Here is a 26,144-nt window from a genome sequence, read left to right as displayed (position 1 = left end):
AAAACTGTCATTTCGATGTCATCTTTGTACTGTACCCTAAAAAGAAGTTAGTCAGACACTGACTTACTTTCTCAGTAATAATTATTTTCTCAACGATGACAAGCTCTAGAAGAGCTGCAGCTCTTAAATGACAACATCTCTCGAATAACGTGAGACTTGTTCAAATAAAGAGAGCTGCGCACGAAGGAAGAAAAGTGGTCACGAAAAACATAAAGTGGCCACAACGCGAGAAAGGAGAACAAATGAAAAAAAATCGATTTATGAAAAAAGGAATAAAATTGAAAAACAACAACAGACGCAGACTTATGCTTAAGCGTTGTCACCAAAAAGTACTTCAGCGCCGCAAGCTATTTGTTACCAGCGATATGTTCACTCAGTTAACCCGTACGCCTGGCTAAGCCACCTCTATGCCATCTGGTTCACAATGATTGACCATGTAACCGGTATATACCAAATGGGCGAAAACACGAATAAGCACAACTTCAGGCAACGCTATAAATTAGTTTGAAGCATCCTCCTCTAGCAGTCTTTTCGCCTTTTTGGCAGCCTTTATTTCTTTCCTGCGCTTGCGAAAAAAATCTGACAATTTGTTAGCACATTCGTCAGCTAATACGCCAGATACAACCTCAAGTTGATGATTAAGCGCAGGATGTTGCAATAGGTTCATGACCGAGCCCGCAGCGCCTGTCTTCGCATCCTTTGCGCCAAACACCACCCGCTTTACCCGTGCATGTACCAGCATACCTGCGCACATAGAGCAGGGCTCTAATGTCACATACAACGTAGCATCAATAAGTCGGTAGTTTTGCACCGCAGCTGCTGCTTCTTTAACAGCGCGTAGCTCTGCATGCGCAGATGGGTCATTATCCGTTATCGGCGTATTGAAGCCTTCACCGATAAGCTCACCGTTTAATACTACGCAGGCGCCGACTGGCACCTCACCAATCGACTCAGCCTTATCGGCAAGCGTTAACGCATGCCTCATCCACATTACGTCTTCTTCTGTCGCGATGTCTTCCATTGCGATTTCAGTCAACGGCTCCTGCACAGCCTCTTTTTCTTGCGTTTGCTTGTTTGCAAGGTCGAAATTTGGTGTTGGACGGTTGCTATTTTGGTCACTCATTCGTCAATTTTGCTACTTTACTTGGTGAAATTCATTAACATTTATTTTGTATTAGCTTAGGTAAACATTCTAACTTCTTAGAAAGTAATGACTTTTGTCACTTGGCAACCTACTTGCAATCTCTCATTATAACACTGCTAGTGTGATGGACTTAACAGGTTACATTTTTTACTAAAAAGTATGTTAGATAACCGCTATAGTACCTGAAGCGAAGCAGTAATTTTACCGATAAGTATTTAACTAAATACGGGGTGAATTAGGCAACAGGCCAAATTTTCACCTACACTGTTTTAAAGCCATTTGTGAGGGATACCACCGTGAATATGACCGCGATTGCAATAGTAGCCATTTGTGCCTGGGCCTTAGTTACCATTGTCGAAAGTGCAAAAGACAAAAGTAAGAAGAAACTTAGCAGCAAAGAAACCGATGCTTATAAAGCCGAAATTGCAGAGCTTAAGGAACGAGTTTCTGTGCTTGAGAAGATAGTGACAGACGAGCGCTACGACCTAAAAAAGCAATTTGCAGACTTAGAAAGCGACCGCGTAGCGTAGGCTTAAACTCACGTAATTCAACACACGTTCCATGGCAAGCGCGCTAGATTAAACAACGCTAAGTTTAACTGCGTGCTAGCTCCCTTCTAATAGTTTTCGCTCTGCTCGCTCTACACGCCGGGGTTTACCCGCAATCACTAGCACGTCATGGGCTTGCAAAATAGCGTCTTGGTCTGGGTCTTTAACTTCATTTCCATCCCGTCTTAGGCCCTTAATCGCTACTCGCATTCTCGAGAAATCGATATCTTTTATGGCTTTGCCAATACAGGAAGCGTGTTCGGACAACACTACAGCATGGATAAATTCTAACTTGTCTTCTGTGCCATAGGTGATCTCTGTTGTTTCTCCCGGGTAAAAGCCGTGCATATGATCGTAGCGACCTTTTCTCTCAGCACGAACCCGTTTCAAAATGCGAGACATTGGCACGCCGGCGTAATGCAGCACCTGCGATACCAACATCAAGCTCCCCTCTTGCAGCTCTGGCACGACTTGATTGGCACCCGCGCTGTATAGGCTTTCAAGCTGGTAGTCTCGTTTGGTACGCACCATAACATCTGTAGTGCTCGTAATGCTTCGGGTCTGCGTTATCACCTGCTTGGCCTTATCGACTTGATCAAACGTAACAAGCACAAGCTTGGCACCTTCTACATTGGCAGTAATCAATATATCTTTTTGACTCGCATCACCGAAGATGACGGGCTCTCCCGCGTTTCGACTCTCGTGTACTCTGACAGGATCCATATCTATGGCAACAAAATGAATGCCTTCCATTTTCAGCATACGTGCTACCGACTGTCCAACGCGGCCAAACCCACAAATAATGACGTGGTTGGTTAACGGCTCTGCATTACCAAAGCTCACATTGTCATCGAACGAGATATCCTTGTTAACAATACGCCTTGCTATAGTGACGCTGTTATTCATAAGCCACGGGGTTAACGCCATACTGATTACACCCATGCACACAATCAGCGATGACTGCTCTGACGTTAACACGCCGTGTGTCGTAGCAAGCGCAGCAATTACAAAACTAAACTCGCCAATCTGACAAAGTTTAACCCCAGCAGACCAGCCATCTATTACATCGGTTTTAACTAATAGAGATGCGCCTCTTACTAAAATGACTTTAACTATCATCAAAGCAAAAACGCCAAAAACAATCTCAAACAGGCTGTTCCACAGTACAGTGAGTTCTAACTGCATACCCACGGTAACAAAAAATAACCCCATTAAAATATCTCGAAACGGACGAATGTCGGCTTCAAGTTGATACTTGTATTGGCTTTCCCCCAACATCATACCCGCCAAGAAAGCGCCTAGCGCCATGGATAGCCCGAAGTAATAAGTTAGCCCTCCTGCCAATAAGGCAATCAATATAGTGGTCAGAACAAACAGCTCGTCAGTCCTTGTTCTTGCTACCTCTCTAAACACCCAAGGTAGTAACCACTTACCCACTGACATTAGAAACGCAATGACAAACACACCTTTAAGCAACGCCTCGCCTAAAGCTAGCGCAATACTTACTTCACCAGTCTGGGCTAAAAGAGGAATAGCAATTAGGAACGGAACCACCGCTAAGTCTTGAAAGAGTAAGATACTCACCGCTAATTGTGTACGCCTGTTATTAAGAATGCCCATTTCGGTAGCTTGCTTAATTACAATAGCGGTTGAGCTTAACGCCAGCGTACCACCAATAATGATGGACGCACTCATTGGAATGCCGAGAAACAGAGGAACACAGGTAAACACTGCCGTGGTAAACACCATTTGCCCTAATCCTACACCGAATACTAAAGAGCGCATTGCCAACAATTTAGGTAACGAGAACTCAAGACCAAGTGAAAAGAGCAAAAACACTATGCCCACTTCAGCGAGCAGGTGCATTTCTTCTGGGTGGGCAAACACAGATAATAGTTGTGGACCCGCGAGTACGCCGGCAAACAGATAAGCAAGAATAGGAGGGAGATGAATGCGTTTAAATAATGCGACCGCGCATACCGATATGAACATCAATATCACGATATTTAAAAAGCTCGTCCCCACACAACCTCCTAAAGCTACATAAACTTCCATTTGTAAAGCAAGCGCGATAAACCACGCGAGTTTACGCTTTAAACTAAAGACTAATGCCTGAAACACTTTGTTGGCATCTAGTTTGCAAAATCCCCTGTGTAAATGCAGATCCGGCAAGTTTTGCCGCTGTGATCGCCATAAATTCCGCAAAAATGCAGATGTGGCCACAGAAACGTCAGGGCTTTGACACTTGTTTCTTTGCATATCAACGCATTTTGTATAGGGGCACTACTGTGGATTTTTCAACGTCAGTCTACGATAGCACACAACATAACAATTTTTACCCTGCTGAGAGCACAGGTAAATCACTCTCTTTTAGTGAATTATCAGGCTTTGTCACGCAGCTACTTTCTACTCTTGAACTACAAGAGTTAGGTGGCGTGTATTTTCAGCAGCTAAACACGTTGTTACCTATTGTCGGGTTTAGCTTGTCTGACTTTGACTCGCGTTGGGTGTACGGTAATGCAAAGATATCGTCAACACTCATTGATTTACCACTACAAGGTGCCAATGCCGTTAATGGCGATCAAGCTCATGTCTATTATTACATTAGTTCACCCTTGTCGTTATCGCAACGGGAGAGTCTATTCCAACTGCATGATTTATTTGGAAAACAAGTAAAGCACGCTCTTTCATTAATGCGTGTGCAGCAGATGGCAACTAAAGATGTGTTAACTGGCTTAGGTAACCGCGCGGGCTTTGAGCAGTCAATGACAAGACAACTCGGCTGGGCGCAAAGACACGACGACCCTTTCGCACTTTTGGTGATTGACTTAGACAACTTTAAGTATGTGAATGATAATTTTGGTCATGGCGAAGGTGACAAAGTACTTGTCCATGTTGCATCACATTTATCTAATGTTCTACGGGATGAAGACGAAGCATTTCGCTATGGCGGCGATGAGTTTTGTTGTTTGCTAGACTGTCAGTCGCAACAGCAGCTGGCTTGTGCAGCCCAGCGAGTTCAGATGAGTATCAATAGCTCTAGCTACTTGTCTCGCTTAGGCGTATCAACCAGCCTTGGCGGCGCGATTTATCGCGACGGCGATACGATGAGTAGCCTATTTGACCGTGCTGACAACGCCCTGTATCGCGTGAAAAATTCTGGAAAAAATAGCTATCACGCAGCGTAACGTCGCGATTCGAATTTATCAGGATGGCGGCAAAGCAATGCCGCTTTTGCACATTATTGCCATGGATACCATAAGCAAGAGTATTTAGCCCTTTCAAAAAACGGCACTTTTAGTGCTACATAGATTCAGTCGAGACTAAAGGTTATTTCTATATCTGGCGCTTTGGGCTGCAGATAAACACAACGTCCTTCAACAATCAGTGCGACAGGCTCGTCGTTAATCAAGATTGCCGGCACGCCGTTTCGCTCCCATCTTGGCACGCGCCATACCTTAAACCATTCTTTCAGCAACTTAGATACGTTCGCATTTTCTGGCTTTACTTTAAGATTGCGAGCATTGGTTTGCAGAGAAACGGTATTTTCTTCTCGCGCTTTTGGCACTGCAATTCGAATATGGCCTCTAAGCCAAGGAAGCGCGATATCTTGGTTGGGCGCTAATTCTAGGTTTTGCGGTACTTCATGAGTAGCGTTCACCACCCAATAAAGGTCTTGGTCAAACCGTATTACCCTGCCCCATTTAAAGTTCACTTCAGGGGTTGCGTCGTACTTTGCCTTTAGCATTGCGAGAACTTGGTCTGTCTGTGCTTTTGAGGGCGACAACTCGCCTTGAGCTCGAAACCACGCGCGAATGACCATAGCCTGCCACGGTAACGACAATGCAGCGAGTTGTTGTCCGTCGAGCCTGAGATCTGTGCGTTTACAATCTTCAAAATATTTTTGGGCAGAATCGCTGACTAGTGCGCTTTGTTCAGCACAAAGCTCGGCGCTGCGCCCCACGGTTTTGGTTAACTTAGGCCATCGCGCCAGCAAGTGAGGTATAATTTCGTTCCTTAAGAAGTTCCTATCAAAGCTATTTTGCTGATTAGATTCATCCTCAACCCACTGCAACATTTCCTCTTCGGCATAAGCTACAATCTCGGCTTTCTCTAGTGCTAGCATAGGGCGCATTATCAAGGTGTCACCTCGGTACTGAACTTCTCCCATACCCGCTAAGCCTTGTGGACCAGCACCGCGTTTAAGCTGAAGCAATACGGTTTCAATCTGATCTTCGGCATGTTGTCCTAAAAGCAATACACCGCCTATTTGGTCACACACTTCTAACAATGCGTTGTATCGAACCTTACGCGCTTCTGCTTCCAGGCTTTTTCTCGACCCCGTATCAACATCAACTCGATACAAATGAAATGCTACGTCTTCAAGACGACACTGTAATTCGCAGTGCTTTGCCCACTGTTCGGCATTTTCACTTAAACCGTGATGTACATGTACAGCATGAATTGGGCTATCAAACTGTTCCCTATATCCAATAACGGCTTGGAGCAGAACGGTCGAATCCACACCACCGCTGTAAGCAACGACGAGTGGCGTTTGAAGTGGTAGCTTTACATCAGTGAGAGATGTCGCTATGCGGTTGACGATATGTTCGATTGTTGGGGATTGTAGAGGGGTCACAGACCGGTAATACCTTATTCTTTCAACGCTATATTTTACTGAGGTTTAACTTTGTATTTGGCTAAGCACTGGCTTTCTAATAACACACTTTCTAATAACACAAGGGGGTTGGTTACCTTTGGTAAACAACCCCCTTGTTCGTATACGACATTACATGACCGACATGAATTAAGCCGCCGCTCGCTAGATTTTATATCAAGCGTCTAAACTGATAGAGCGCAGGTGTACATAGCGGCTAAATGCAATTTTATGCTAGTTTTCTTAATGAAATTAGCAATAACCGAACGACAGTAAACGCTGGTAACGCTCTTCCATCAATTTAGTTTTATCTAGTTCTTTAAGCTGGTTAAGCTGCTGCTTAATCACGGCCTTCAAATTAGCCGCCATACCATTATGGTCGCGATGGGCGCCACCTAGAGGCTCTTCAACAATACTGTTAATCAGGCCTAGCTCTTTAATTTGTGGCGCACTTACACCCATAGCTTCAGCAGCGAGTGGTGCTTTTTCTGCGCTTTTCCACAAAATAGACGCACAACCTTCTGGTGAAATAACCGAGTACGTAGAATATTGAAGCATATTAACGCGATCGCCAACACCAATCGCTAGTGCACCACCTGAACCACCTTCACCGATTACGGTACACACGATTGGAACAGTAAGCTCAGCCATTTCGAATAAATTTTTCGCGATTGCTTCACTTTGGCCGCGCTCTTCAGCACCAACACCTGGATACGCTCCGGGCGTATCGATAAAAGTGATGATAGGCATGTTAAAGCGCTCAGCCATCTTCATAAGACGCAGGGCTTTACGATAACCTTCTGGTTTAGGCATACCGAAGTTACGCTTAATTTTTTCGTTGGTGTCACGCCCTTTCTGATGACCAATAATCATCACCGGCTGATCATCTAGCATTGCTGGGCCACCAACAATCGCTTTATCGTCAGCGAACGCGCGATCACCAGCAAGCTCGTCGAATTCTGTAAAAATACGAGGAATGTAATCTAACGTGTATGGACGCATTGGGTGACGTGCAAGTTGGGAAACTTGCCATGCGCCAAGATCAGAAAAGATCTTTTTAGTCAGCTCTGCGCTTTTACCGCGAAGCTTATTGATTTCTTCTTCAATACCAACGTCAAACTCGCCACCTTGATTCACCAACCTAAGCTCTTCAATTTTTGCTTCTAGTTCGGCTATTGGCTGTTCAAAGTCCAAAAACTGTATACTCATTTCATGTCCTATTCGTACTACGCTCGTCTATGCAAACGCGAGATGTCCAATCTATCGAACTCTTACCCTTAATGGTAGAGAATTGAAACGGCTTTGTCTCCCAAACATTGTTTGAGATCGTGCAAAAGTTGGTCTTCAGGGGTAACGTACCATCTTGCACCACACACTAAGATTACTTCAGCGTCTGGATGAGTTACCGCTAACTGAACAGGACAACTTCCGCCGTTAAATGCCTGCAGGATAGATTGCATCTGACTCATTTTCTTCGGTTCAAGCAGCTGGGTATCAATATTAAGTGCCAGCGCTCTCGCGTTTTTCTCTCGTGCCTGAACAATGTCCATTACATCACGGGCGGTGATTGTATTGCCCCCAGAGAAATCATCAAAGCTGACCTGTCCCTTTATAAGCAATATTCTGTCAGTTTCTAACACACTTTCGAACTGTTCGTACATATCGGGGAAGAAACGTACGTCTATTCTGGCACTCTTATCATCCAGTGTCACTATGGCCCAGCGACGACCCCGCTTGTTCGTCATAACACGCACGCCAAGCACCAGTCCTACTGCACTGGCCATTTGGTCTTTATTGGTTGGTTTTAAATCAACTAATCGACCGTCGGTGTAGTAACGCAGTTCTTCCGCGTACTGATTGATGGGGTGGCCGGTTAAGTACAAGCCTAGGGTGTCTTTTTCACCTTCTAGCCATACTTTTTCAGGCCACTCAGGGACATCGGCAAACGCTTGCTTCACGTCTTCTGGCTCGGTAGTCAATAACCCGAACATGTCTGACTGACCAAAAGACTCGGCTTTTGCATGCTGTCCAGCGGCGGCAAGGGCCTCGGGTAAACTCGCCATAAGACTAGCGCGATGCGGACCTAAGTTGTCCATTGCCCCCGCTAATACTAGCTTTTCTAGCACTCGCTTGTTTACCCGTTTAATGTCTATCTTGGCGCAGAAATCAAAAAGATCTTTAAATGCCCCTTGGGTCTCCCGCGCTTCAATAATCGCTTCAATCGGGCCTTCACCTACCCCTTTAATCGCACCGATACCGTAAACAATGCGCCCTTCGCTATCGACGGTAAATTTGTATTTACCCGCATTTAAATCTGGCGGCAGTATTTCGATGCCCATGCGCTCACATTCATCGACAAGCGTCACGATTTTATCGGTGTTATCCATATCTGCCGACATTACCGCGGCCATGAATTCCGCAGGATAATGCACTTTCAGCCACAAAGTTTGGTAAGACACCAATGCATAAGCGGCAGAGTGAGATTTGTTAAACCCGTAACCTGCGAACTTTTCTACCAAGTCGAAGATTTTCATCGCTAGGTCTGGGTCAATATTATTGCCCTTGGCACCCTCGGCGAACGTGCCGCGCTGCTTCGCCATTTCTTCTGGCTTTTTCTTACCCATAGCACGACGAAGCAAGTCAGCGCCGCCCAGCGAGTAGCCCGCCATTTCCTGGGCTATCTGCATTACCTGTTCCTGATACAAGATAATGCCATAGGTAGGCTCTAGAATTTCTTTCAAGCACTCGTGCTGATATTCTGCATCGGGGTAGGAAATTTCTTCACGTCCGTGCTTACGATCAATAAAGTTATCTACCATGCCTGATTGCAGCGGGCCCGGACGGAACAGGGCCACCAGTGCGATAATATCTTCGAAGCAGTCAGGTTTAAGGCGCTTAATCAATTCTTTCATACCGCGAGATTCCAGCTGGAATACCGCAGTTGTCTCGGCGTTTTGAAGGGTTCTGAAACTCTTAGGATCTTCAAGAGGAATAGCGCTGATATCGACATCAACGTTCTTCCCTTCTTTGATCATATCTATTGCCCACTGAATAATAGTCAGCGTACGAAGACCTAAGAAGTCGAATTTTACCAAGCCCGCCGTTTCAACGTCGTTTTTGTCGAACTGGGTTACTGGGTTTTTACCTTCGTCATCACAATACAAAGGCGAGAAATCAGTAATTGTGGTTGGCGCAATAACAACACCACCGGCGTGCTTACCGGCATTTCGGGTAACCCCTTCAAGTATTCGCGCCATATCGATAAGGTCTTTCACCTCCTCATCGCTTTCATACACTTCTGGTAGCTGTGGCTCAGCTTTAAACGCCTTCTCTAGCGTCATGCCAGGGTCAGGTGGAATCAGCTTCGAGATCCTGTCTACAAAGCCGTAAGGGTGACCAAGTACGCGGCCTACGTCGCGCACTACCGCTTTTGCCGCCATAGTACCAAACGTAATGATCTGCGATACCGCCTGACGCCCGTAAAGCTCAGCAACGTGATCGATTACCTCGTCTCGTCTATCCATACAGAAGTCGACGTCGAAGTCGGGCATGGATACACGCTCTGGGTTCAAGAAACGTTCGAATAGCAAGTCGAATTCAAGCGGGTCTAGGTCGGTAATTTTTAGGGCATAGGCCACTAATGAGCCCGCACCAGAACCCCGCCCTGGTCCTACCGGAATTCCGTTATCCTTACTCCACTGAATGAACTCCATTACAATAAGGAAGTAGCCTGGGAAACCCATTTGGTTGATAACTTCAAGCTCAATGCGAAGTCGGTCATCGTACTCTGGACGTTTCGCTTTGCGCACTTCTTCATCTGGGAATAGAAATTCTAGTCGTTCTTCCAACCCCTCTTCAGACACCTTAACCAAGAAGTCTTCGGTGGTCATGCCGCCGGTTGGAAATTGCGGCAAGAAGTACTCGTTTAACCGTACGGTAACGTTACAGCGCTTGGCAATTTCAACCGTATTTTCTATGGCTTCAGGAATGTCGCTAAATAACTCCACCATTTCCTCTGCAGTGCGCAGATATTGCTGGTCACTGTATCGTTTAGGGCGGCGGTTATCATCAAGCGTGTAGCCATCGTGAATACATACACGAATTTCGTGAGCATCAAAGCCTTCACGGTCAATAAAGCACACTTCATTGGTGGCGACCACGGGTAAGCCGCGCTGCTCAGCAAGCTCCACGGCAAGGTGCAAGTAATCTTCCTCACCTTGCCTACCGGTTCTGATAAGCTCTAAATAAAAGCGGTCGGGAAAATGAGTTTGATAAAACTCAAGGGCACTATCGAGAATTTTGGCGTTGTTTTTCATTAAACCCACACCAACATCACCATGCTGTGCACCCGATAACGCAATCACACCTTCGCTGTGCTCTGCCAACCATTCTTGATCAATGACCGCTCGGTGTGAGAGGTGCCCGCGAAGATAGGCCTTGGAGATAAGAATAGTAATGTTCTTATATCCCTCATTGTTCATTGCAATAAGGGTTAGTCTGAAAGGTTCATCGCCAAAGACTTCATTAGTAACCCAAAAATCAGTGCCGATGATGGGCTTAATACCTAAGTTATGTGCCTCGGAATAAAACTTTACCAAGCCACACATATTCATTTGGTCGGTGATCGCCACGGCAGGCATGCCAAGCGCGGCCACTTTACCTAGAATAGGTTTAACCTTATTCAGGCCGTCCATCATCGAAAAGTCGCTGTGAACACGTAAATGAATAAATGGCGATGACATGATGTTATTTCTCTTCGAGTAGCGCTTTTACAGGTTTAAAACTTTTTCGATAGCAATCTAAGATGCCATATTCAGCGATGGCTTCAAAGTGTGCTTTTGTGGGGTAACCTTTGTGCCCAGCAAAGTTATATTGCGGGTAGGCCTCGTGAAGCGAAATCATATCGTTATCTCGCTCTACTTTGGCAATAATGGAAGCCGCTGAAATTTCTGCGTGCAGGCTATCGCCTTTCACTACCGCTTCAGACTCAAAATTCCACGCAGGAACTCGGTTGCCGTCTACACGCACAAAGTCAGGCCTTACTGGCAGGCCTTCCACTGCGCGGATCATAGCGAGCATGGTAGCGTGCAGTATATTAAGCTTATCTATTTCTTCAGGGCTAGCTCTGCCGATATTCCAGTAGAGTGCTTTTTCACGAATTTCTTGGGCAAGCGCTACGCGCTTTTTTTCACTCAGTTTTTTAGAGTCGGTTAGCCCTTCAATGGGATTTTCAGGGTCGAGAATGACCGCGGCGGTGACCACATCACCGACTAACGGGCCACGACCTACTTCATCAACGCCGGCAATTAACTTATGCAAACAATTCCTCCACGACAGCTTTTGCTGCTGTTTTATCAGCGTTGCATTTTAGCGTATGGTGGAGGTCGGTGAAACGGGAAATAAGGGCTGAATTATCACTTTCGAAGAAGTTGAGTAGCTGATTGCTCATATTCTCTGCATTTACTTCTTCTTGTAGTAATTCAGGAATAATAGCTTCATTAGCCAATAGATTTGGCAACGTGAAGAAAGGCGCTTTATACAAGCGCTGCATAATTTTATACGTGAGTGGTGCGAGTAAATAAGCGGCCACCATGGGGCGCTTACATAACATGGCCTCTAAGGTAGCCGTGCCTGATGCAAGCAAGATAACATCGCTAGCTATCATCGCATCTCGCGATGTGCCTTGCGTTACCTGAATGGGTAAACGTTCCTCTGCATTATTGGCTTCCAGCAAGAGTGCCTTTATTTGCGTAAGACGATGTTCGTTAGCAGCAGGGATAAGAAATTGAATGTCGCTGCGTTTAGCATGAATAGCTTCTATGGTCTCCAGAAATACTGGAAGTAGCGTTTCTACTTCGCCTCTGCGTGAGCCTGGAAGTAAAGCCAATACGGAAGCATTACCATCTACACCTAATTCTTGGCGCGCCGCATTTTGGTCGGGCTCAATTGCTATAGCGTCAGCCATTGTGTGTCCCACAAAGGTATAGGGAACATGGTATTTATCGTAAACCTGCTGCTCGAAAGGAAATAAACCCAACACGCGATTAGTCGCTTTCGCTATTTTATGGATGCGCTTTTCACGCCATGCCCACACGGTAGGGCTAACATAGTGCATGGTTTTGATACCGCGTGCTTTAAGCGCTTTTTCTACTCTCAGATTAAAATCAGGTGCATCAATACCCACAAAAATATCTGGCGGATTTTGCTCGAAGTGAGCAAGAAGCTGCTTTTTAACTTTCAAGATGGCAGGTAGATGGGAGAGAACTTCAACAAGTCCCATAACCGACAAGGTTTCCATATCGAACAGACTATGAAAACCCGCGTTTATCATATTTGGACCGCCAATACCTTCGATAACAGCATCAGGGTATTGGCGTTTTAACTCTGCAACCATTCCGGCGGCAAGCACGTCACCAGAGGGCTCTCCGGCAACCATGCCGATACGGATAGGCCTAGACATAATTAGCGAATAATGCCTCGCTCAGAGTCTTGTAAGAACTTCACCATAAGGGCCACACCAGGGAACTCCTGTGCGGGTTCGGCAAGTTTTTCAATGGCTTCGTCTACGGTATTGCCTTCACGGTATATTGCTTTGTAAGCGCGTTTAATGGCCATAATTTCTTCTTTGCTGAAGCCACGACGCTTAAGTCCTTCAGAATTAATACCCTGAGGAATATTTTTCTGACCGCTGACCATAACAAAGGGAGGCACGTCGCGCAGAATAATGCCGCCAGCCCCCAAGAACGAATGGGCACCAATCTTACAGAACTGGTGAATACCTGCGGCACCGCCAACAATGACGTGGTCGTCCATATGAACATGGCCAGCAATCGCAACACTGTTTGCAATAATAATATCGTTGCCAAGAACACAATCGTGGGCCACATGAGAGTTGGCCATAAATAAACAGCGAGAACCGATTATGGTGATGCTGTTGTCTTGAATAGTGCCTCGGTGAACGGTTACCCCTTCCCTAAACTCGTTATCGTCACCGATGACAAGTTCAGTAGGCTCGCCCGCATACTTCTTATCTTGGCAGTCTTCACCAATTGAAGAAAACTGATAAAATTTATTGTTTTTACCGATACGCGTTGGGCCGCGTACCACCACATGTGATTTCAGAATACAGCCATCTCCTATGGTGACGTTGTCGTCTACCACACAAAATGGGCCAATGGTGACATTTTCACCAATCGTTGCACTTTCTGAAATTACCGCAGTTGGATGGATCACGTTAAGCTATCTCTCTCATCGCACACATAAACTCTGCAACACAAGCGATATCGCCATCAACGCTTGCAGTGCCTTTAAATTTCCAAATCCCTCTGCGCTCTTTAACTAGAGCAACATCAAACTCAAGCCTGTCACCTGGAACAACAGGACGCTTAAAGCGTGCGTTATCAATCCCTGCATACAAGTATAACTTATCATTGTTACCCATTGTCTTAAATCCTAAAACACCGGCAGCTTGTGCCATAGCTTCAAGAATTAATACCCCTGGGAAAATTGGCTGTTCAGGGAAGTGCCCCATGAAACACGGCTCATTGATAGTGATATTCTTATAAGCCTTTACAGACTCACCCAGAACATAGTCTGTTACACGATCAACAAGTAGGAATGGATACCGATGAGGTAACAGTTCCAATATTTCCTGAATTTCAATGGTATTAAGTGAATTGGCCAAAAACTTTCTCCTGTATACAAGCATGACCTACAACTATTTTATACCAATACAGATGATTGATTGGCATTCTGGTCAAACTCGCCGTAAAAACTAAAAACGGCGGCAACCATACGCTGTTAAGCGCAAAAAACAAATCAGACCAACACCTTTGGGGAGTTGGTCTGATAAATTTTACAACTGACTAGTGCTGTTATTAGTTAGTTTTGCTTACTTGCTGAAGAACTTGCTCAGATAAGTCGTGCTCTTCTTTTGCAAACGCAACCGCACCAGCGTTAAGGACTAGGTCATAACCTTGCTTTGCTGCAACAGAGTCAATAGCTTGCTTGATTAGGCCAAGAAGCTTGTTGCGCTCTTCGTTGCTGCGACGTTGAATGTTTTGCTGCAAAGGTTGACCTTTTTTAGCTAGCTCTTCACGTACTGACAAGATTTTTTGTTCTAGTTCTTTCTTCTCTGCATCGCTCATTGTCGCTGCGTCGCGCTGAAGACGTTCTGCGTAGAACTGACCATCACGCTGCAGTTGATTCACTTCTTCAAGCTGATCTTTAAATTCAGCCTGAATAGCGTTTTGAATTTCAGCCGCTTGAGGCATCGCTTGGAAAATACCTTGCACATCGACAACTGCAACTTTCTGCTCAGCCATTACAGATGTACTAACTAAAGCGCTACCCAACATTGCTCCTGCAACGATATGTTTAACCAACTGTTTCAAAGGGAACTCCTTTTGTGAATCTTATTATAGAGCGCGCCTAAAAACGCGCTCGCTTTAATGTCTTAGAAAGTTTGACCAATGTTGAAAGTGAAGAATCTCGCATCGTCACCATCACGTTGCTGTATCGCTTTCGAGAAGCTGAATACCATCGGTCCCATTGGTGATACCCATTGGACCGATATACCTGCCGAGCTACGATACAGGCTCCAATCAGAATAGTCCAATAGCTCACCGCGTTGTGTAGATGCTATGTCAAACTGACGGTAATAGTCATAGTCGAACTCAGTATCCCACACGTTACCCACATCCACAAACAAACTTGTACGAACTGAGTTATCCATTTCTTCTTCAACAAATGGCGTAGGAACAATAAGCTCGATACCGCCAAGTGCCATCGCGTTACCACCTAGGCTTCGCGTCGACCAAGACAGCTGCGCATCAGCTGGATCGCCTGGGAACACTTCGCCATCAGGTCCAACTATAGTGCCCGTATTGCCTAGGAATACACCGCGAGGACCTACCGTGTTATTCTCGAATCCTCGTAATGAATCAGAACCACCTGCTGTAAAGTTCTCTGTAAACGGTAATATTTGCTCATTGCCGTTAATATCACCGTAACCATTCCCGTAGCCAAGACGTACGCGCGCTAGGAAAGACCAGCGCTGGTTACGAGATAATGGGAAGTACCACTTACCGTCAAATACTGTCTTGAAGTAGTTAACGTCTGAGTTAGGCGTGGTAATACTGAATGACGCACGCTGAGACGAACCAGCAGTAGGGAACAGACCACGGTTAAGCGTACTTCTGCTCCAGCTTACGCTTGCCAAGAAGCTATCATATTTAATAGCCGCGTCTGGGTCTTCACCGTTAGTAAACTGATTATAGAACTGCTCAGTTTGCTCGTAGTAACCACGGTTGAATAGCTCTACGTTGCTGTAGGTCAAACCGAAGTTAATACGATTAAACTCGTTAATCGGATAACCAATGTTTGCACCAATAGACCAGCGCTTAGAGTTGTACTGAATAACGTTAAAGTCAGAACCGTCGAACTCACTATAGCCCAAGCTTCCGCCCAAACTAATACCGTCAATGGTAAAATAAGGGTCGTTGTACGTGATTTGCGCACTGCGCTGATATGAAACCGTGCTTAGGTTAAGACCCACACGTTTACCTGTACCCAAGAAGTTATCTTGCTGGATACCCGCCTGTAGGCTTAGCTTCGTTCTGTCACCATAGCCGATACCAGCATTAAACGAGCCCGATGGCTGTTCTTTTACATTAAAATTAACGTCTACTTTATCTTCTGAACCCGGGATACGTACCGTTTCAAATTCAACCTCTTCCATATAAGTAAGTCGAGAAAGCTGGTTTTTAGAAGACTCAAGTAAGTTATTCGACAGCCACGTACCTTCCATCTGGCTGACATTTTGACGCAGAACGCTATCGGCTGTTACTACGTTGCCGTTAAATTTAATGCGGTTGACGTAAATACGTTTGCCAGGATCAACGGACAGCGTGAGCTTAACCGTTTTGTCTTCGTCATTAATTTCAGGAACCGTAGTTACTGTTGGGTAAGCGTACCCAAAGCGACCAAGGTACTTACTGATAAATTCTTCTGTATACGTTACTTCTGCTTGGTTATACAATTCACCCGTAGTAAGCGGAAGCACGCGTTCAATATACTCTTCGTGCCCGAGTACATCGCCTACCAGCTCAACTTCAGAAATGGTGTATTGCTCACCTTCTGTTACGTTCATGGCAATGTAGATACCTGACTTTTCAGGTGTCATTGAAACCTGCGTAGAGTCCACGTTGAAGCGAAGGTAACCACGGTTTAAGTAATGGTTACGCAGCGTTTCCATGTCCCCTTGCAGCGTTTGCTGCTGGTAGCGAGTTTCCGATAGGAAATCCCACCAAGGCGTGTCGTATTGTAGCTCGAAAGCATCCATCAGCTCTTCGTCTGAGAAGATTTCGTTACCTACAATATTGATTTGTTCAATTTCAGCCGCGTCGCCCTCTTCGAAAAGTAATTTCAAGTCAACACGGTTACGCGGTAGCGGCGTTATAATAGCCGTCACGTCAGCATTGTATTTACCTATGCTGTAAAAGAAGTCTTTCAGGCCATTCTCGATAGATGTTAGTACGGTCTTATCGAGCGGCTCACCAATACGAACGCCGTTTCCGTCTAAGCTTTCCTGAAGTTGCTCATCTTTAATATCATCGTTGCCTTCAAAGATGATATTACTAATGGTAGGACGCTCAGCGACACGCACGACAAGCGTATTGCCATCACGAAGAATTTCAACATTTTCAAAGTGAGTTGAAGAGTACAACGAGCGAATAAGCTGCGTTACCCTGAATGTATTAAGCTCGTCGCCAACTTGAACGGGCAAGTAGGTTAAGGCTGCACCAAGTGCAACTCGCTGCAAACCTTCTACGCGAATGTCTTCAACGACAAATTCACTGTCTTGCGCCGCAGCATTGGCAAAGCTAGCACTGGAAAGAATGGCTCCGGCTGCTACTAACTGTTTTAACTTCATCTATTTTTCTTTTCCTGGCCGCGTTTTGTATTAGCTGTTTTGTACTTCCTGATTTGTATCAGGTTATGCGAGCGATATCGTTAAAAATTGCGATACCCATGATCATAAACAGAAGCACGCCACCTATTCTGTAACCCCATTCCTGCACCGCTTCAGGCACAGGTTTGCCTGTGATCCACTCCACGATAAAAAACATGAGGTGACCACCGTCAAGCATGGGCAAGGGTAATAAATTTATTATGCCTAAATTTACGCTTATTAAGGCAAGAAAACTCAAAAAGTACGCAAGTCCATACCCAGCACTTGTTCCCGCACCTTGAGCAATTGAGATAGGCCCACTCAAATTCTTCACTGACACGTCGCCCGTGATGAGCTTACCTATCATTTCGACACTGAGTGTCATAAGACGCCATGTTTTATCTAGCGCCTTCCCAATAGCCTCTATAATGCCATATTGATGCGTAAACACATACCCTTCTGGCCAAGGCTCAAATGTTGGGCTTACACCGAGATATCCACTTTGCCCTTGTGGTGTATCGCGGCGCGCTATCGTGGCATCTAACGTCAGTTGTTGTCCATCCCTTTGTATATCAAGCGAGATATTCTCGCCGGGACTTTCAACAATAACGTCAACTAATCGCTCCCACGATGACAACTTAGCGCCATTTAATGCAAGAAGCTCATCACCGGGTTTTAAACCCGCTTGCTGAGCCGCGCTTCCTTCACCTACAAACCCAACGGTTAACGTTGCATCTGGACGATAAGGGGTTAACCCTAAGCTGCTTAAAGGAGACTCGCTATCTGGGTCAAAGTTCCAAGAACCCAGTGTAAAAGTCAGTTCTTTTTCAACATTTGACGAATTTTTAACCGTAACATTGGCTTTTTCGGCGCCAATGTTTGAGACTATTTCCAGGTTTACCGCTTCCCAATCAGACGTATTCCTGTCGCCAACTTTAATAATTTCATCACCAGGTTGCACACCAGCGATAGCTGCGATGCTTTCTGGCTCAACCTGTTTAACTACTGGCTTAACCGTTTCCAGCCCCACCAGATACATCAACCACAGTGCGAAAAACGCAAAAATAAAGTTAACGCCAGGGCCAGCAGCAATAACCGCCATGCGCTGCAAAACGGGTTTATTGTTAAACGCTTTGTCTTCTAACTCAGGCGGTACGTCATCAATGCGTCCATCGAGCATGCGCACGTATCCACCTAATGGGATCATAGCGATGACATATTCTGTGCCTGATTTACTTGTTTTACGCCATATAGGCTTTCCAAAACCAATTGAGAAGCGCTCTACCTGCACACCGCATTTACGAGCCACATAAAAGTGCCCCCATTCATGTACAGCAACCAAAATACCTAAGGCTACAATGAATGCACCAAGGCTCCATAAAAATGCTAGCACTGGAATTTACCTCGAATAATCTCGTTAGCCTTTGTTCTTGCAAGGCTGTCTTGCTCTAGTATTTGCTGAATAGAATTCACCGATACGTGTGGCATAGCATTAAGCGTGGCGTCATTAACTTTGGCAATATCGCAAAACTGGATCTTACCTTCTAAAAAGGCCTCGACTGCCACTTCGTTTGACGCGTTCACTCGTGTTGTTGCACACTGCCCTTCCTTACACGCATCAATAGCCAGTTTCAAATTAGGATAACGCTCAAAACAAGGAGTTTGAAAACTGAAATTTGAGATATCTGAAAAGTCGAGTGGCGTCACGCCCGCTTCGATTCGCTCAGGATGCGCCAAACCATAGGCAATAGGGGTGCGCATGTCAGGGTTGCCCATTTGTGCGATCACCGAGCCATCAACATATTGCACCATAGAATGAATAATACTTTGCGGGTGAATAACCACATCAATATCATCTGCACCAGCACCGAACAACCAACAGGCTTCAATGAACTCCAGCCCCTTGTTCATCATAGTTGCAGAATCGATTGTAATTTTTCTGCCCATCGACCAGTTAGGGTGTGTACTGGCTTCATCAATTGTAATTGACGAGAAGCTATCAAGCGGTCTTTCTCTAAACGGACCACCAGAACCCGTTAAGAGAATTTTACGAATGCCGGATGCGGCAAAGTTACCGTATTCATAATCGTGCGGTAGGCACTGGAATATGGCGTTGTGTTCGCTGTCAATAGGAAGAATTTCAGCGCCGCTTTGGTTCGCAGCCTCGATAAATAAAGCACCAGACATGACTAACGCTTCTTTATTGGCAAGCAAAACCCGTTTACCCGCCTTTACTGCTGCCAGTGTGGGTAAAAGCCCGGCTGCACCCACAATGGCTGCCATTACAGCATCAACTTCAGGCGCGCTGGATACTTCTTCCAGCGCCTTAGCACCAGCGAGAATTTCTGCATCCACACCGTACTGGGATGCTAACTCACAGGCTAGTTTGTAGTTAGCGTCATCAGCAATTACCACATAGCGCGGCGCGCATTTCTGGGCCTGCTCCATAAGCAATTCAAGCTGTGAGTTGCCAGTAATAGCAAATACGCGATATTTGTCTGGGTGGCGGTTTATTACGTCGAGTGTATTACAACCAATGGAGCCTGTGGCCCCTAACACTGTTACTGTTTGCATTACGCCATCCAGGTTACATAGCAGAACGCAAAAACAGGGAATGCCGCGGTTAAGCTGTCGATTCTATCGAGTACACCACCGTGTCCAGGGAGAATTTTGCCGCTGTCTTTAATGCCCGCACAACGCTTAAGCATGCTTTCGTTTAAATCGCCAAGGGCGGAAACAGCCACCGTAATACCGCCAATAGCAAGGTGAAGCCAAATACGCGAAGGCTCTACCTGATAGTGAAGGGCCGCAAAAGCGATAATAGCGAATGAAGCTGCAATACCGCCTAACAAGCCTTCTAAACTTTTACCTGGCGATACGTTAGGGCGTAGCTTATGGCGTCCGAATTTTACGCCAACAAAGAATGCACCTATATCTGCAGCCCAAACAATCCCCAGCACATAGAAGATGAGTGAAGCACCGTAGAAAGGATCAACATCGTGCAAGCTCGTACGAAGCGCAACAACCGCTACCCATGTAGGTATAAGCGTAAGCGCCCCAAATAGGGTTCTAACGCTGCGACTGTCTTTCCAGAACTTGGAATATTTGGGATAGGCTAGCACCATAAATAACGACGCTATCCACCATAATACGGCAACCGTTAATATGGCACGGTATAAACCATGTAATTGGCCTTGATACCAAATCGTGCTGGCATCAACAATAAGAGACAAGGCTATGCATATGGCAAAGGCACCAGCCATATAAATGAGCTTTTTAGGACGTTCACATACGCCCGACATATTCGCCCATTCATAAGCGCCAATGCCGACAACACCGGCAATGGCTATTTCAAACCAAAAAATAGGAAGAAAAAGAATAGCGTAAAGCGCCAGTGGCGCGAGGATTAATGCAGTTATTATTCGTTGTTTTAGCATAATTTGCCCTTGGCTATCGTTACCAGGGCAAGCCTGATAATTGCCTGTATGGTGTTAACCATCGGCTGTGACTACCTGTTCACCGGTTAAACCGAAGCGACGTTGGCGAACGTTAAAATCGTCTACGGCCAATTGAAACACGTCTTCGTTGAAGTCGGGCCATAGTACGTCGGTAAAGTACAACTCTGCATAGGCACATTGCCACAGCAAGAAGTTGCTAATACGGTGTTCGCCACCTGTGCGAATAAGAAGGTCTAACTCAGGAAGGTTAGCTGTTGAAATGTGCGCATTCAGTGCGTCTTCACAGATGCTTTCCACATCAAGCTCGCCGCTTTTCACTTGCGTAGCAAGTTGCTTAGCCGCGTTTACAATGTCCCATCTACCACCGTAATTTGCGGCGATATTTAAGACCAAATCTTTGTTATCTTTGGTCATGTCTTCAGCTTTACGAATTTTTTCGACCAGCTTGGCATCAAACGCCTCAACATCACCAATAACCTGTAGACGTACACCGTTCTTGTGTAGTCTTTTTGCTTCGCTATTGAGGACAAGATTGAACAGCTCCATTAAGACACTGACTTCTTCCTCAGGACGTTTCCAGTTCTCACTTGAAAACGCGAATAGCGTAAGTGATTCAATACCGTTTTGACGTGCAAAGCGCACAACAGAACGAACAGACTCTACGCCGGCTTTATGACCAAAGGTACGAATTTTCCCTTTCTTTTGCGCCCATCGACCATTGCCATCCATAATGATTGCAACGTGCTTCGGGCCAGCAGATTCTGCTGGCACCTCTGCTTTTGTCGATTTGGCTGCGCTTAAACGCTTTCCAATCATAATACTTACTTATACTTCCATTAGTTCTTTTTCTTTGTCAGCAAGCATGCTGTCAACTTTCTTAATGAAATCGTTAGTAATAGATTGAATGTTCTCTTCAGCAGCGCGGCTCTCATCTTCACTGATTTCTTTTTCTTTGAGAAGATCTTTGATGTCACCGTTCGCGTCACGACGGATGTTACGGATAGCGACACGACCACCTTCCGCTTCATTGCGAACAACGCGGATAAGGTCTTTACGACGCTCTTCAGTAAGAGGAGGAAGTGGAATACGAATTGAACCACCTGCACTCATTGGGTTTAAACCCAAATCAGACTGCATAATGGCTTTTTCTACCGCTTGAATGGCGCTTTTATCAAACACAGTTAACGCTAGAGTACGACTGTCTTCTGCAACGACGTTAGCCACTTGCTTTAGCGGCGTGTCTACGCCGTAATAAGGTACCATGATGCCATCTAGAAGGCTTGGATGCGCACGACCTGTGCGGATTTTGCTGAATTGGCCCTTAAGAGAAACTAGGCTTTTTTCCATGCGCTCTTGCGCATCTAATTCAATTTCATCAATCACGATTTGTATCCTATTGTTCTTAATTAATCGTTGTCAGCGTGGCGAATAACAGTACCTTCTTTTTCGCCCATCACAACACGCTTCAGGCAACCTGGCTTATTCATGTTGAATACGCGAATTGGCAAGCTGTGATCGCGCGCCAAAGTAAACGCTGACAAGTCCATCACTTTAAGTTCTTTTTCTAGTACTTCTTGATAAGTCAGTTCTTCGTAAAGCGTTGCTTCTGGGTTTTTCACCGGATCATCACTATAAACACCATCAACTTTTGTCGCTTTCAATACCGCATCGGCTTCAATTTCGATACCGCGTAAACAAGCCGCTGAGTCTGTGGTGAAGAAAGGGTTGCCTGTACCGGCAGAGAAGATAACAACACGGCCTGACTTAAGAAGGCTAATGGCTTCTGCCCAGTTGTAGGCATCGCAAACACCGTTTAGCGGTATTGCTGACATCATTCGCGCATTTACAAATGCACGATGAAGCGCATCGCGCATGGCTAAGCCATTCATTACGGTAGCCAGCATTCCCATGTGATCGCCAACAACGCGGTTCATTCCCGCTTTTGCTAAGCCTTCGCCACGGAACAAGTTACCACCACCGATAACAAGACCAACTTGAACACCAAGTTCAACCAGCTCTTTAATTTCTTGTGCCATTCTATCTAGCACTTTAGGGTCTATGCCAAAGCCTTCCGCCCCCATTAGGGCTTCACCACTAAGCTTTAACAAAATGCGTCGGTATGCTGATTTTGGTGTGATACTCATAGTTTGAATTGTCCTCGTAAACCCGTTTTGTCCTATGTCTTTCAACAAGCCACTGATGTAAAAAACATAGGACAAAGCGCTTTCGTTTGTCAGGCAGGCGCGTACTTAATCTCGCCTAGCTTCACACTTACGCATTGCAATGGCAACACTAAAGACGTTCAGCTATAAAAAAGCACCTCCTAAGAGGTGCTTTGTAGTTTATCTAACTATTGCTTAATGCAAAAGATAAACACTCAATTATTTCTTAGCAGCAGCCATTTGAGCAGCTACTTCAGCAGCGAAGTCTTCAGTCTTCTTCTCGATACCTTCACCAACTTCGAAACGTACGAAGTTGATTACGTCTGCGCTGTTGTTCTTAAGAAGCTCAGCAACAGAGATTGAAGGATCTTTAACGAAAGGCTGACCAGTCAAGCTCACTTCGCCAGTGAACTTCTTCATGCGGCCTGCAACCATTTTCTCAGCGATATCAGCTGGCTTACCAGACTGGATAGCGATTTCGATTTGGATTTCTTTCTCTTTCTCAACAACTTCTGCTGGAACGTTTTCAGGCTTAACGAACTGCGGGCTTGCAGCTGCAACGTGCATTGCAACGTCTTTCGCTAGCTCTTCGTCACCGCCAGTAAGGATAGAGATAACACCAATACGGCCGCCGTGTACATACGCGCCTAGTGTATCGCCTTCAACGTTGATAACGCGACGAGGAGAGATGTTTTCGCCGATTTTAGCAACAAGTGCGTCACGAACTTCGCTTACTTTAGAACCGTTAAGTTCTGCATCGTTAAGCGCTTCGATGTCGTTGATGTTGTTAGCAGCTGCTACTTCTAGAAGCTCGTTACCAAATTTAAGGAAACCTTCGTCACGTGCTACGAAGTCAGTTTCACAGTTTAGTTCAAGCATAGTCGCGCGACCCGCTTCAACCTTAGTAAGGATTACACCTTCAGCTGCGATACGGCCTGCTTTTTTAGCCGCTTTCGCTTGGCCTGATTTACGCATGTTTTCAATGGCTAACTCAATGTCACCATCCGTTTCAACCAGGGCTTTTTTACAATCCAGCATACCTGCGCCAGTACGTTCGCGCAGTTCTTTAACTAGTGCTGCAGTCACTGCCATTTTTCAATTCCTCAGCATTAAATATAAATTCGTTAGGTAAAAGGGGCGATGTCGCCCCTCTCAATACGTTTCGTATTGTAGTACTGCCATATTATTAAGATATGACAGTAAGCAATCAGAATTACTCTGCTGCTTCTACGAAGTCGTCTTGCTCAGCTTGTACTTCAAGGTTGCTTTCGCGACCTGAGTTGATAGCGTTTGCAGCAGCATCCAAGTAAAGTTGGATAGCGCGGATAGCATCGTCGTTACCAGGGATGATGTAATCAACACCGTCTGGGTTAGAGTTAGTATCAACAACACCAACAACAGGAATACCTAGGTTACGAGCTTCTGTTACAGCAATGTGCTCGTGATCTGCGTCGATAACAAAGATCGCGTCTGGAAGACCGCCCATGTCTTTGATACCGCCAAGGCTGTTTTCAAGCTTGTCCATTTCGCGCTGAAGCATAAGTGCTTCTTTCTTAGTTAGCTTCTCAAACGTACCGTCTTGGCTTTGCTGCTCAAGATCTTTAAGACGCTTGATTGACTGACGTACTGTTTTCCAGTTAGTCAGCATACCACCTAACCAACGCTTGTTTACGTAGTACTGGTCGCACTTAAGAGCAGCATCTTTAACTGCTTCGCCAGCTGCGCGCTTAGTACCAACGAAAAGGATTTTACCTTTCTTAGACGCAACACCTGAAAGGTAGTTAAGTGCGTTGTTGAAAAGTGGAACCGTTTTTTCAAGGTTGATGATATGAACTTTGTTACGAGCGCCGAAGATGAAAGGCTTCATCTTTGGGTTCCAGTAACGAGTTTGGTGACCGAAATGCACACCTGCTTTCAGCATGTCACGCATAGAAACATTAGCCATTTTATTTTCCTCTTGGGGTTAGGCCTCCATATACCCCTTGTATCGATTCAGACCAACCTAAATTGAACTGAACACCCCGATACGAAGTGTCGGTATATGTGTGTTTTAATAAAATAAATTTACCCTCTAAAACGGTGCCAAATGCACGTGGCAAAATGAGCTTTCCGTCAGGGCGCGCGCTTTATACCACAATACCACCTAAGCCTCAAGTTTTGAGGGTAAAAAGCGACAATTTGAAGTATTTAGGTTAAAGAAAGTATAGAACCCTTAATGAGCTCGCTTTCCACCTCTGCCTTTAGCAGATAAAAACCAACAATATCATCACCTTACTAAGAATGACCTGAATAGTGTTATAATGCGTAAGTAATCAAAATTCTTCATCAAACTAGTTTCAAACGATTTGAGAGGCGCTGTGACAGCTATTATCAAAACCCCAGAAGAAATCGAAAAAATGCGCGTAGCCGGTAAATTGGCAGCCGAAGTGCTTACTATGATAGGGCCTTACGTAAAGAAAGGCGTTACCACTGATGAGCTAAATACTATTTGCCACGACTACATTGTAAATGAGCAAAAAGCGGTACCTGCGCCTTTAAACTACGGCCACCCGCCTTTTCCAAAGTCTATCTGTACGTCGGTAAACCACTGTATTTGCCACGGTATTCCTTCTGACAAGAAACTGAAAGACGGCGACATCATTAATATCGACGTGACAGTTATTAAAGATGGCTATCATGGCGATACGTCAAAAATGTTTGTGGTGGGTAAGCCTTCTATTCTTGCAGAACGCCTAATTCGCGTTACCCAAGAATGCTTATACAAAGCTATTGAGCAAGTGAAACCGGGCATGCGTCTTGGCGATATCGGTCATATTTGTCAAACCCATGCTGAAGCGCATAACTATTCAATAGTTCGTGAATACTGCGGCCACGGTATTGGCGCTAGTTTCCACGAAGAACCACAAATTGTTCACTACGGTAAGCCAGGGACGGGTGATGTGTTAGAGCCAGGCATGTGCTTTACCATCGAACCTATGGTAAACGCAGGCAAGCGCTACTCAAAAGTGCTACCAGACCAATGGACTGTGGTAACTAAAGACAGAAGTTTAAGCGCCCAATGGGAGCACACCCTATTGGTCACTGAAACCGGCGTTGAGATTCTTACGCTTCGCGAAGAAGAAACCTTGGAACGCATCATTTCTCACGGATAAATCGACTTCGACAATATTGATAACGTTTCGAATAATCGCGTTAAAAATATGATTTCAGAAGATTGAGTCTAT

General features: G+C 45.4%; 23 protein-coding genes. 4 read left to right on the top strand and 19 right to left on the bottom strand.

Features of this window, described 5'->3' with window-relative positions; genetic code table 11:
- The first annotated feature begins 242 nt into the window (after positions 1 to 242).
- Positions 243 to 398, top strand: coding sequence for a hypothetical protein (locus tag MHN02_RS02280; protein ID WP_014975860.1), 156 nt, complete (start codon positions 243 to 245; stop codon positions 396 to 398).
- A gap of 101 nt (positions 399 to 499) precedes the next feature.
- Here the strand turns inward: MHN02_RS02280 and tadA are convergent, their stop codons facing one another.
- Positions 500 to 1,123, bottom strand: coding sequence for a tRNA adenosine(34) deaminase TadA (gene tadA, locus MHN02_RS02275; RefSeq protein WP_239244363.1), 624 nt, complete (start codon positions 1,121 to 1,123; stop codon positions 500 to 502).
- 323 nt (positions 1,124 to 1,446) lie between these two features.
- On the opposite strand from tadA, the gene MHN02_RS02270 reads away from it, so the two are divergent.
- The gene (locus MHN02_RS02270; protein ID WP_014975858.1) at positions 1,447 to 1,674 is read left to right on the top strand and encodes a hypothetical protein; all 228 of its coding nucleotides are present in this window, start codon (positions 1,447 to 1,449) and stop codon (positions 1,672 to 1,674) included.
- A 75-nt stretch (positions 1,675 to 1,749) separates the two neighbouring features.
- Here MHN02_RS02270 and MHN02_RS02265 read toward each other — a convergent pair whose 3' ends face one another.
- On the bottom strand, positions 1,750 to 3,717 hold the full coding sequence (locus tag MHN02_RS02265; RefSeq protein WP_239244361.1) for a cation:proton antiporter: 1,968 nt from the start codon (positions 3,715 to 3,717) through the stop codon (positions 1,750 to 1,752).
- Positions 3,718 to 3,980: 263 nt separating this feature from the next.
- Here MHN02_RS02265 and MHN02_RS21770 point away from each other — a divergent pair, with 263 nt between their 5' ends.
- On the top strand, positions 3,981 to 4,880 hold the full coding sequence (locus tag MHN02_RS21770; RefSeq protein WP_202941026.1) for a GGDEF domain-containing protein: 900 nt from the start codon (positions 3,981 to 3,983) through the stop codon (positions 4,878 to 4,880).
- A gap of 125 nt (positions 4,881 to 5,005) precedes the next feature.
- Here the strand turns inward: MHN02_RS21770 and tilS are convergent, their stop codons facing one another.
- The 17 genes from tilS to rpsB all read right to left on the bottom strand — a co-directional run bounded on the left by tilS (position 5,006) and on the right by rpsB (position 24,865).
- Entirely contained in the window at positions 5,006 to 6,331 is a 1,326-nt protein-coding gene (gene tilS / locus MHN02_RS21765) for a tRNA lysidine(34) synthetase TilS (protein WP_239244359.1), read from the bottom strand.
- A 270-nt stretch (positions 6,332 to 6,601) separates the two neighbouring features.
- Positions 6,602 to 7,558, bottom strand: a complete 957-nt coding sequence (gene accA / locus MHN02_RS02250) for an acetyl-CoA carboxylase carboxyl transferase subunit alpha (protein WP_049585989.1) — start codon at positions 7,556 to 7,558, stop codon at positions 6,602 to 6,604.
- A gap of 68 nt (positions 7,559 to 7,626) precedes the next feature.
- Complete coding sequence (dnaE, locus tag MHN02_RS02245) at positions 7,627 to 11,091, bottom strand: DNA polymerase III subunit alpha (protein WP_239244357.1); 3,465 nt, start codon at positions 11,089 to 11,091, stop codon at positions 7,627 to 7,629.
- A 4-nt stretch (positions 11,092 to 11,095) separates the two neighbouring features.
- Positions 11,096 to 11,668, bottom strand: coding sequence for a ribonuclease HII (gene rnhB, locus MHN02_RS02240; protein ID WP_014948565.1), 573 nt, complete (start codon positions 11,666 to 11,668; stop codon positions 11,096 to 11,098).
- Positions 11,661 to 12,809, bottom strand: a complete 1,149-nt coding sequence (gene lpxB / locus MHN02_RS02235) for a lipid-A-disaccharide synthase (RefSeq protein WP_239244355.1) — start codon at positions 12,807 to 12,809, stop codon at positions 11,661 to 11,663. The genes rnhB and lpxB overlap by 8 nt, the downstream gene beginning before the upstream one ends.
- Before the next feature lie 2 nt (positions 12,810 to 12,811).
- A complete protein-coding gene (gene lpxA, locus MHN02_RS02230; RefSeq protein WP_239244353.1) occupies positions 12,812 to 13,582 on the bottom strand; it encodes an acyl-ACP--UDP-N-acetylglucosamine O-acyltransferase in 771 nt (256 codons plus the stop codon).
- Between the two features lies 1 nt (position 13,583).
- Positions 13,584 to 14,033, bottom strand: coding sequence for a 3-hydroxyacyl-ACP dehydratase FabZ (fabZ, locus tag MHN02_RS02225; protein ID WP_014948562.1), 450 nt, complete (start codon positions 14,031 to 14,033; stop codon positions 13,584 to 13,586).
- Between the two features lie 193 nt (positions 14,034 to 14,226).
- Entirely contained in the window at positions 14,227 to 14,742 is a 516-nt protein-coding gene (locus tag MHN02_RS02220) for an OmpH family outer membrane protein (protein ID WP_014948561.1), read from the bottom strand.
- Between the two features lie 62 nt (positions 14,743 to 14,804).
- Complete coding sequence (bamA, locus tag MHN02_RS02215) at positions 14,805 to 17,282, bottom strand: outer membrane protein assembly factor BamA (RefSeq protein ID WP_014948560.1); 2,478 nt, start codon at positions 17,280 to 17,282, stop codon at positions 14,805 to 14,807.
- Positions 17,283 to 17,340: 58 nt separating this feature from the next.
- The gene (gene rseP / locus MHN02_RS02210; protein ID WP_239244351.1) at positions 17,341 to 18,693 is read right to left on the bottom strand and encodes a sigma E protease regulator RseP; all 1,353 of its coding nucleotides are present in this window, start codon (positions 18,691 to 18,693) and stop codon (positions 17,341 to 17,343) included.
- Positions 18,687 to 19,874 (bottom strand): 1-deoxy-D-xylulose-5-phosphate reductoisomerase, encoded by a 1,188-nt coding sequence (ispC, locus tag MHN02_RS02205; protein WP_239244349.1) that lies wholly within the window; start codon positions 19,872 to 19,874, stop codon positions 18,687 to 18,689. Before ispC ends, rseP begins: the two co-directional genes overlap by 7 nt.
- Entirely contained in the window at positions 19,874 to 20,737 is an 864-nt protein-coding gene (locus tag MHN02_RS02200; RefSeq protein WP_014948557.1) for a phosphatidate cytidylyltransferase, read from the bottom strand. Before MHN02_RS02200 ends, ispC begins: the two co-directional genes overlap by 1 nt.
- 54 nt (positions 20,738 to 20,791) lie before the next feature.
- A complete protein-coding gene (gene uppS, locus MHN02_RS02195; RefSeq protein ID WP_014948556.1) occupies positions 20,792 to 21,574 on the bottom strand; it encodes a polyprenyl diphosphate synthase in 783 nt (260 codons plus the stop codon).
- A gap of 9 nt (positions 21,575 to 21,583) precedes the next feature.
- Entirely contained in the window at positions 21,584 to 22,141 is a 558-nt protein-coding gene (frr, locus tag MHN02_RS02190) for a ribosome recycling factor (protein ID WP_014948555.1), read from the bottom strand.
- Positions 22,142 to 22,164: 23 nt separating this feature from the next.
- Positions 22,165 to 22,902 carry a UMP kinase gene (gene pyrH / locus MHN02_RS02185; protein WP_014948554.1) on the bottom strand — a complete coding sequence of 246 codons (738 nt, stop codon included), beginning with the start codon at positions 22,900 to 22,902 and terminating at the stop codon, positions 22,165 to 22,167.
- A gap of 237 nt (positions 22,903 to 23,139) precedes the next feature.
- A complete protein-coding gene (gene tsf / locus MHN02_RS02180; RefSeq protein WP_014948553.1) occupies positions 23,140 to 24,012 on the bottom strand; it encodes a translation elongation factor Ts in 873 nt (290 codons plus the stop codon).
- 121 nt (positions 24,013 to 24,133) lie between these two features.
- Positions 24,134 to 24,865 carry a 30S ribosomal protein S2 gene (gene rpsB / locus MHN02_RS02175; protein ID WP_014948552.1) on the bottom strand — a complete coding sequence of 244 codons (732 nt, stop codon included), beginning with the start codon at positions 24,863 to 24,865 and terminating at the stop codon, positions 24,134 to 24,136.
- A gap of 412 nt (positions 24,866 to 25,277) precedes the next feature.
- Between rpsB and map the strand changes: the two genes are divergently transcribed.
- A complete protein-coding gene (gene map / locus MHN02_RS02170) occupies positions 25,278 to 26,072 on the top strand; it encodes a type I methionyl aminopeptidase (protein ID WP_014948551.1) in 795 nt (264 codons plus the stop codon).
- Positions 26,073 to 26,144 lie beyond the last annotated feature (72 nt).

The sequence above is a fragment of the Alteromonas sp. CNT1-28 genome, assembly GCF_022348345.1.
GTDB lineage: Bacteria > Pseudomonadota > Gammaproteobacteria > Enterobacterales > Alteromonadaceae > Alteromonas > Alteromonas macleodii.
This window is presented reverse-complemented; position numbering and strand designations above follow the sequence as displayed.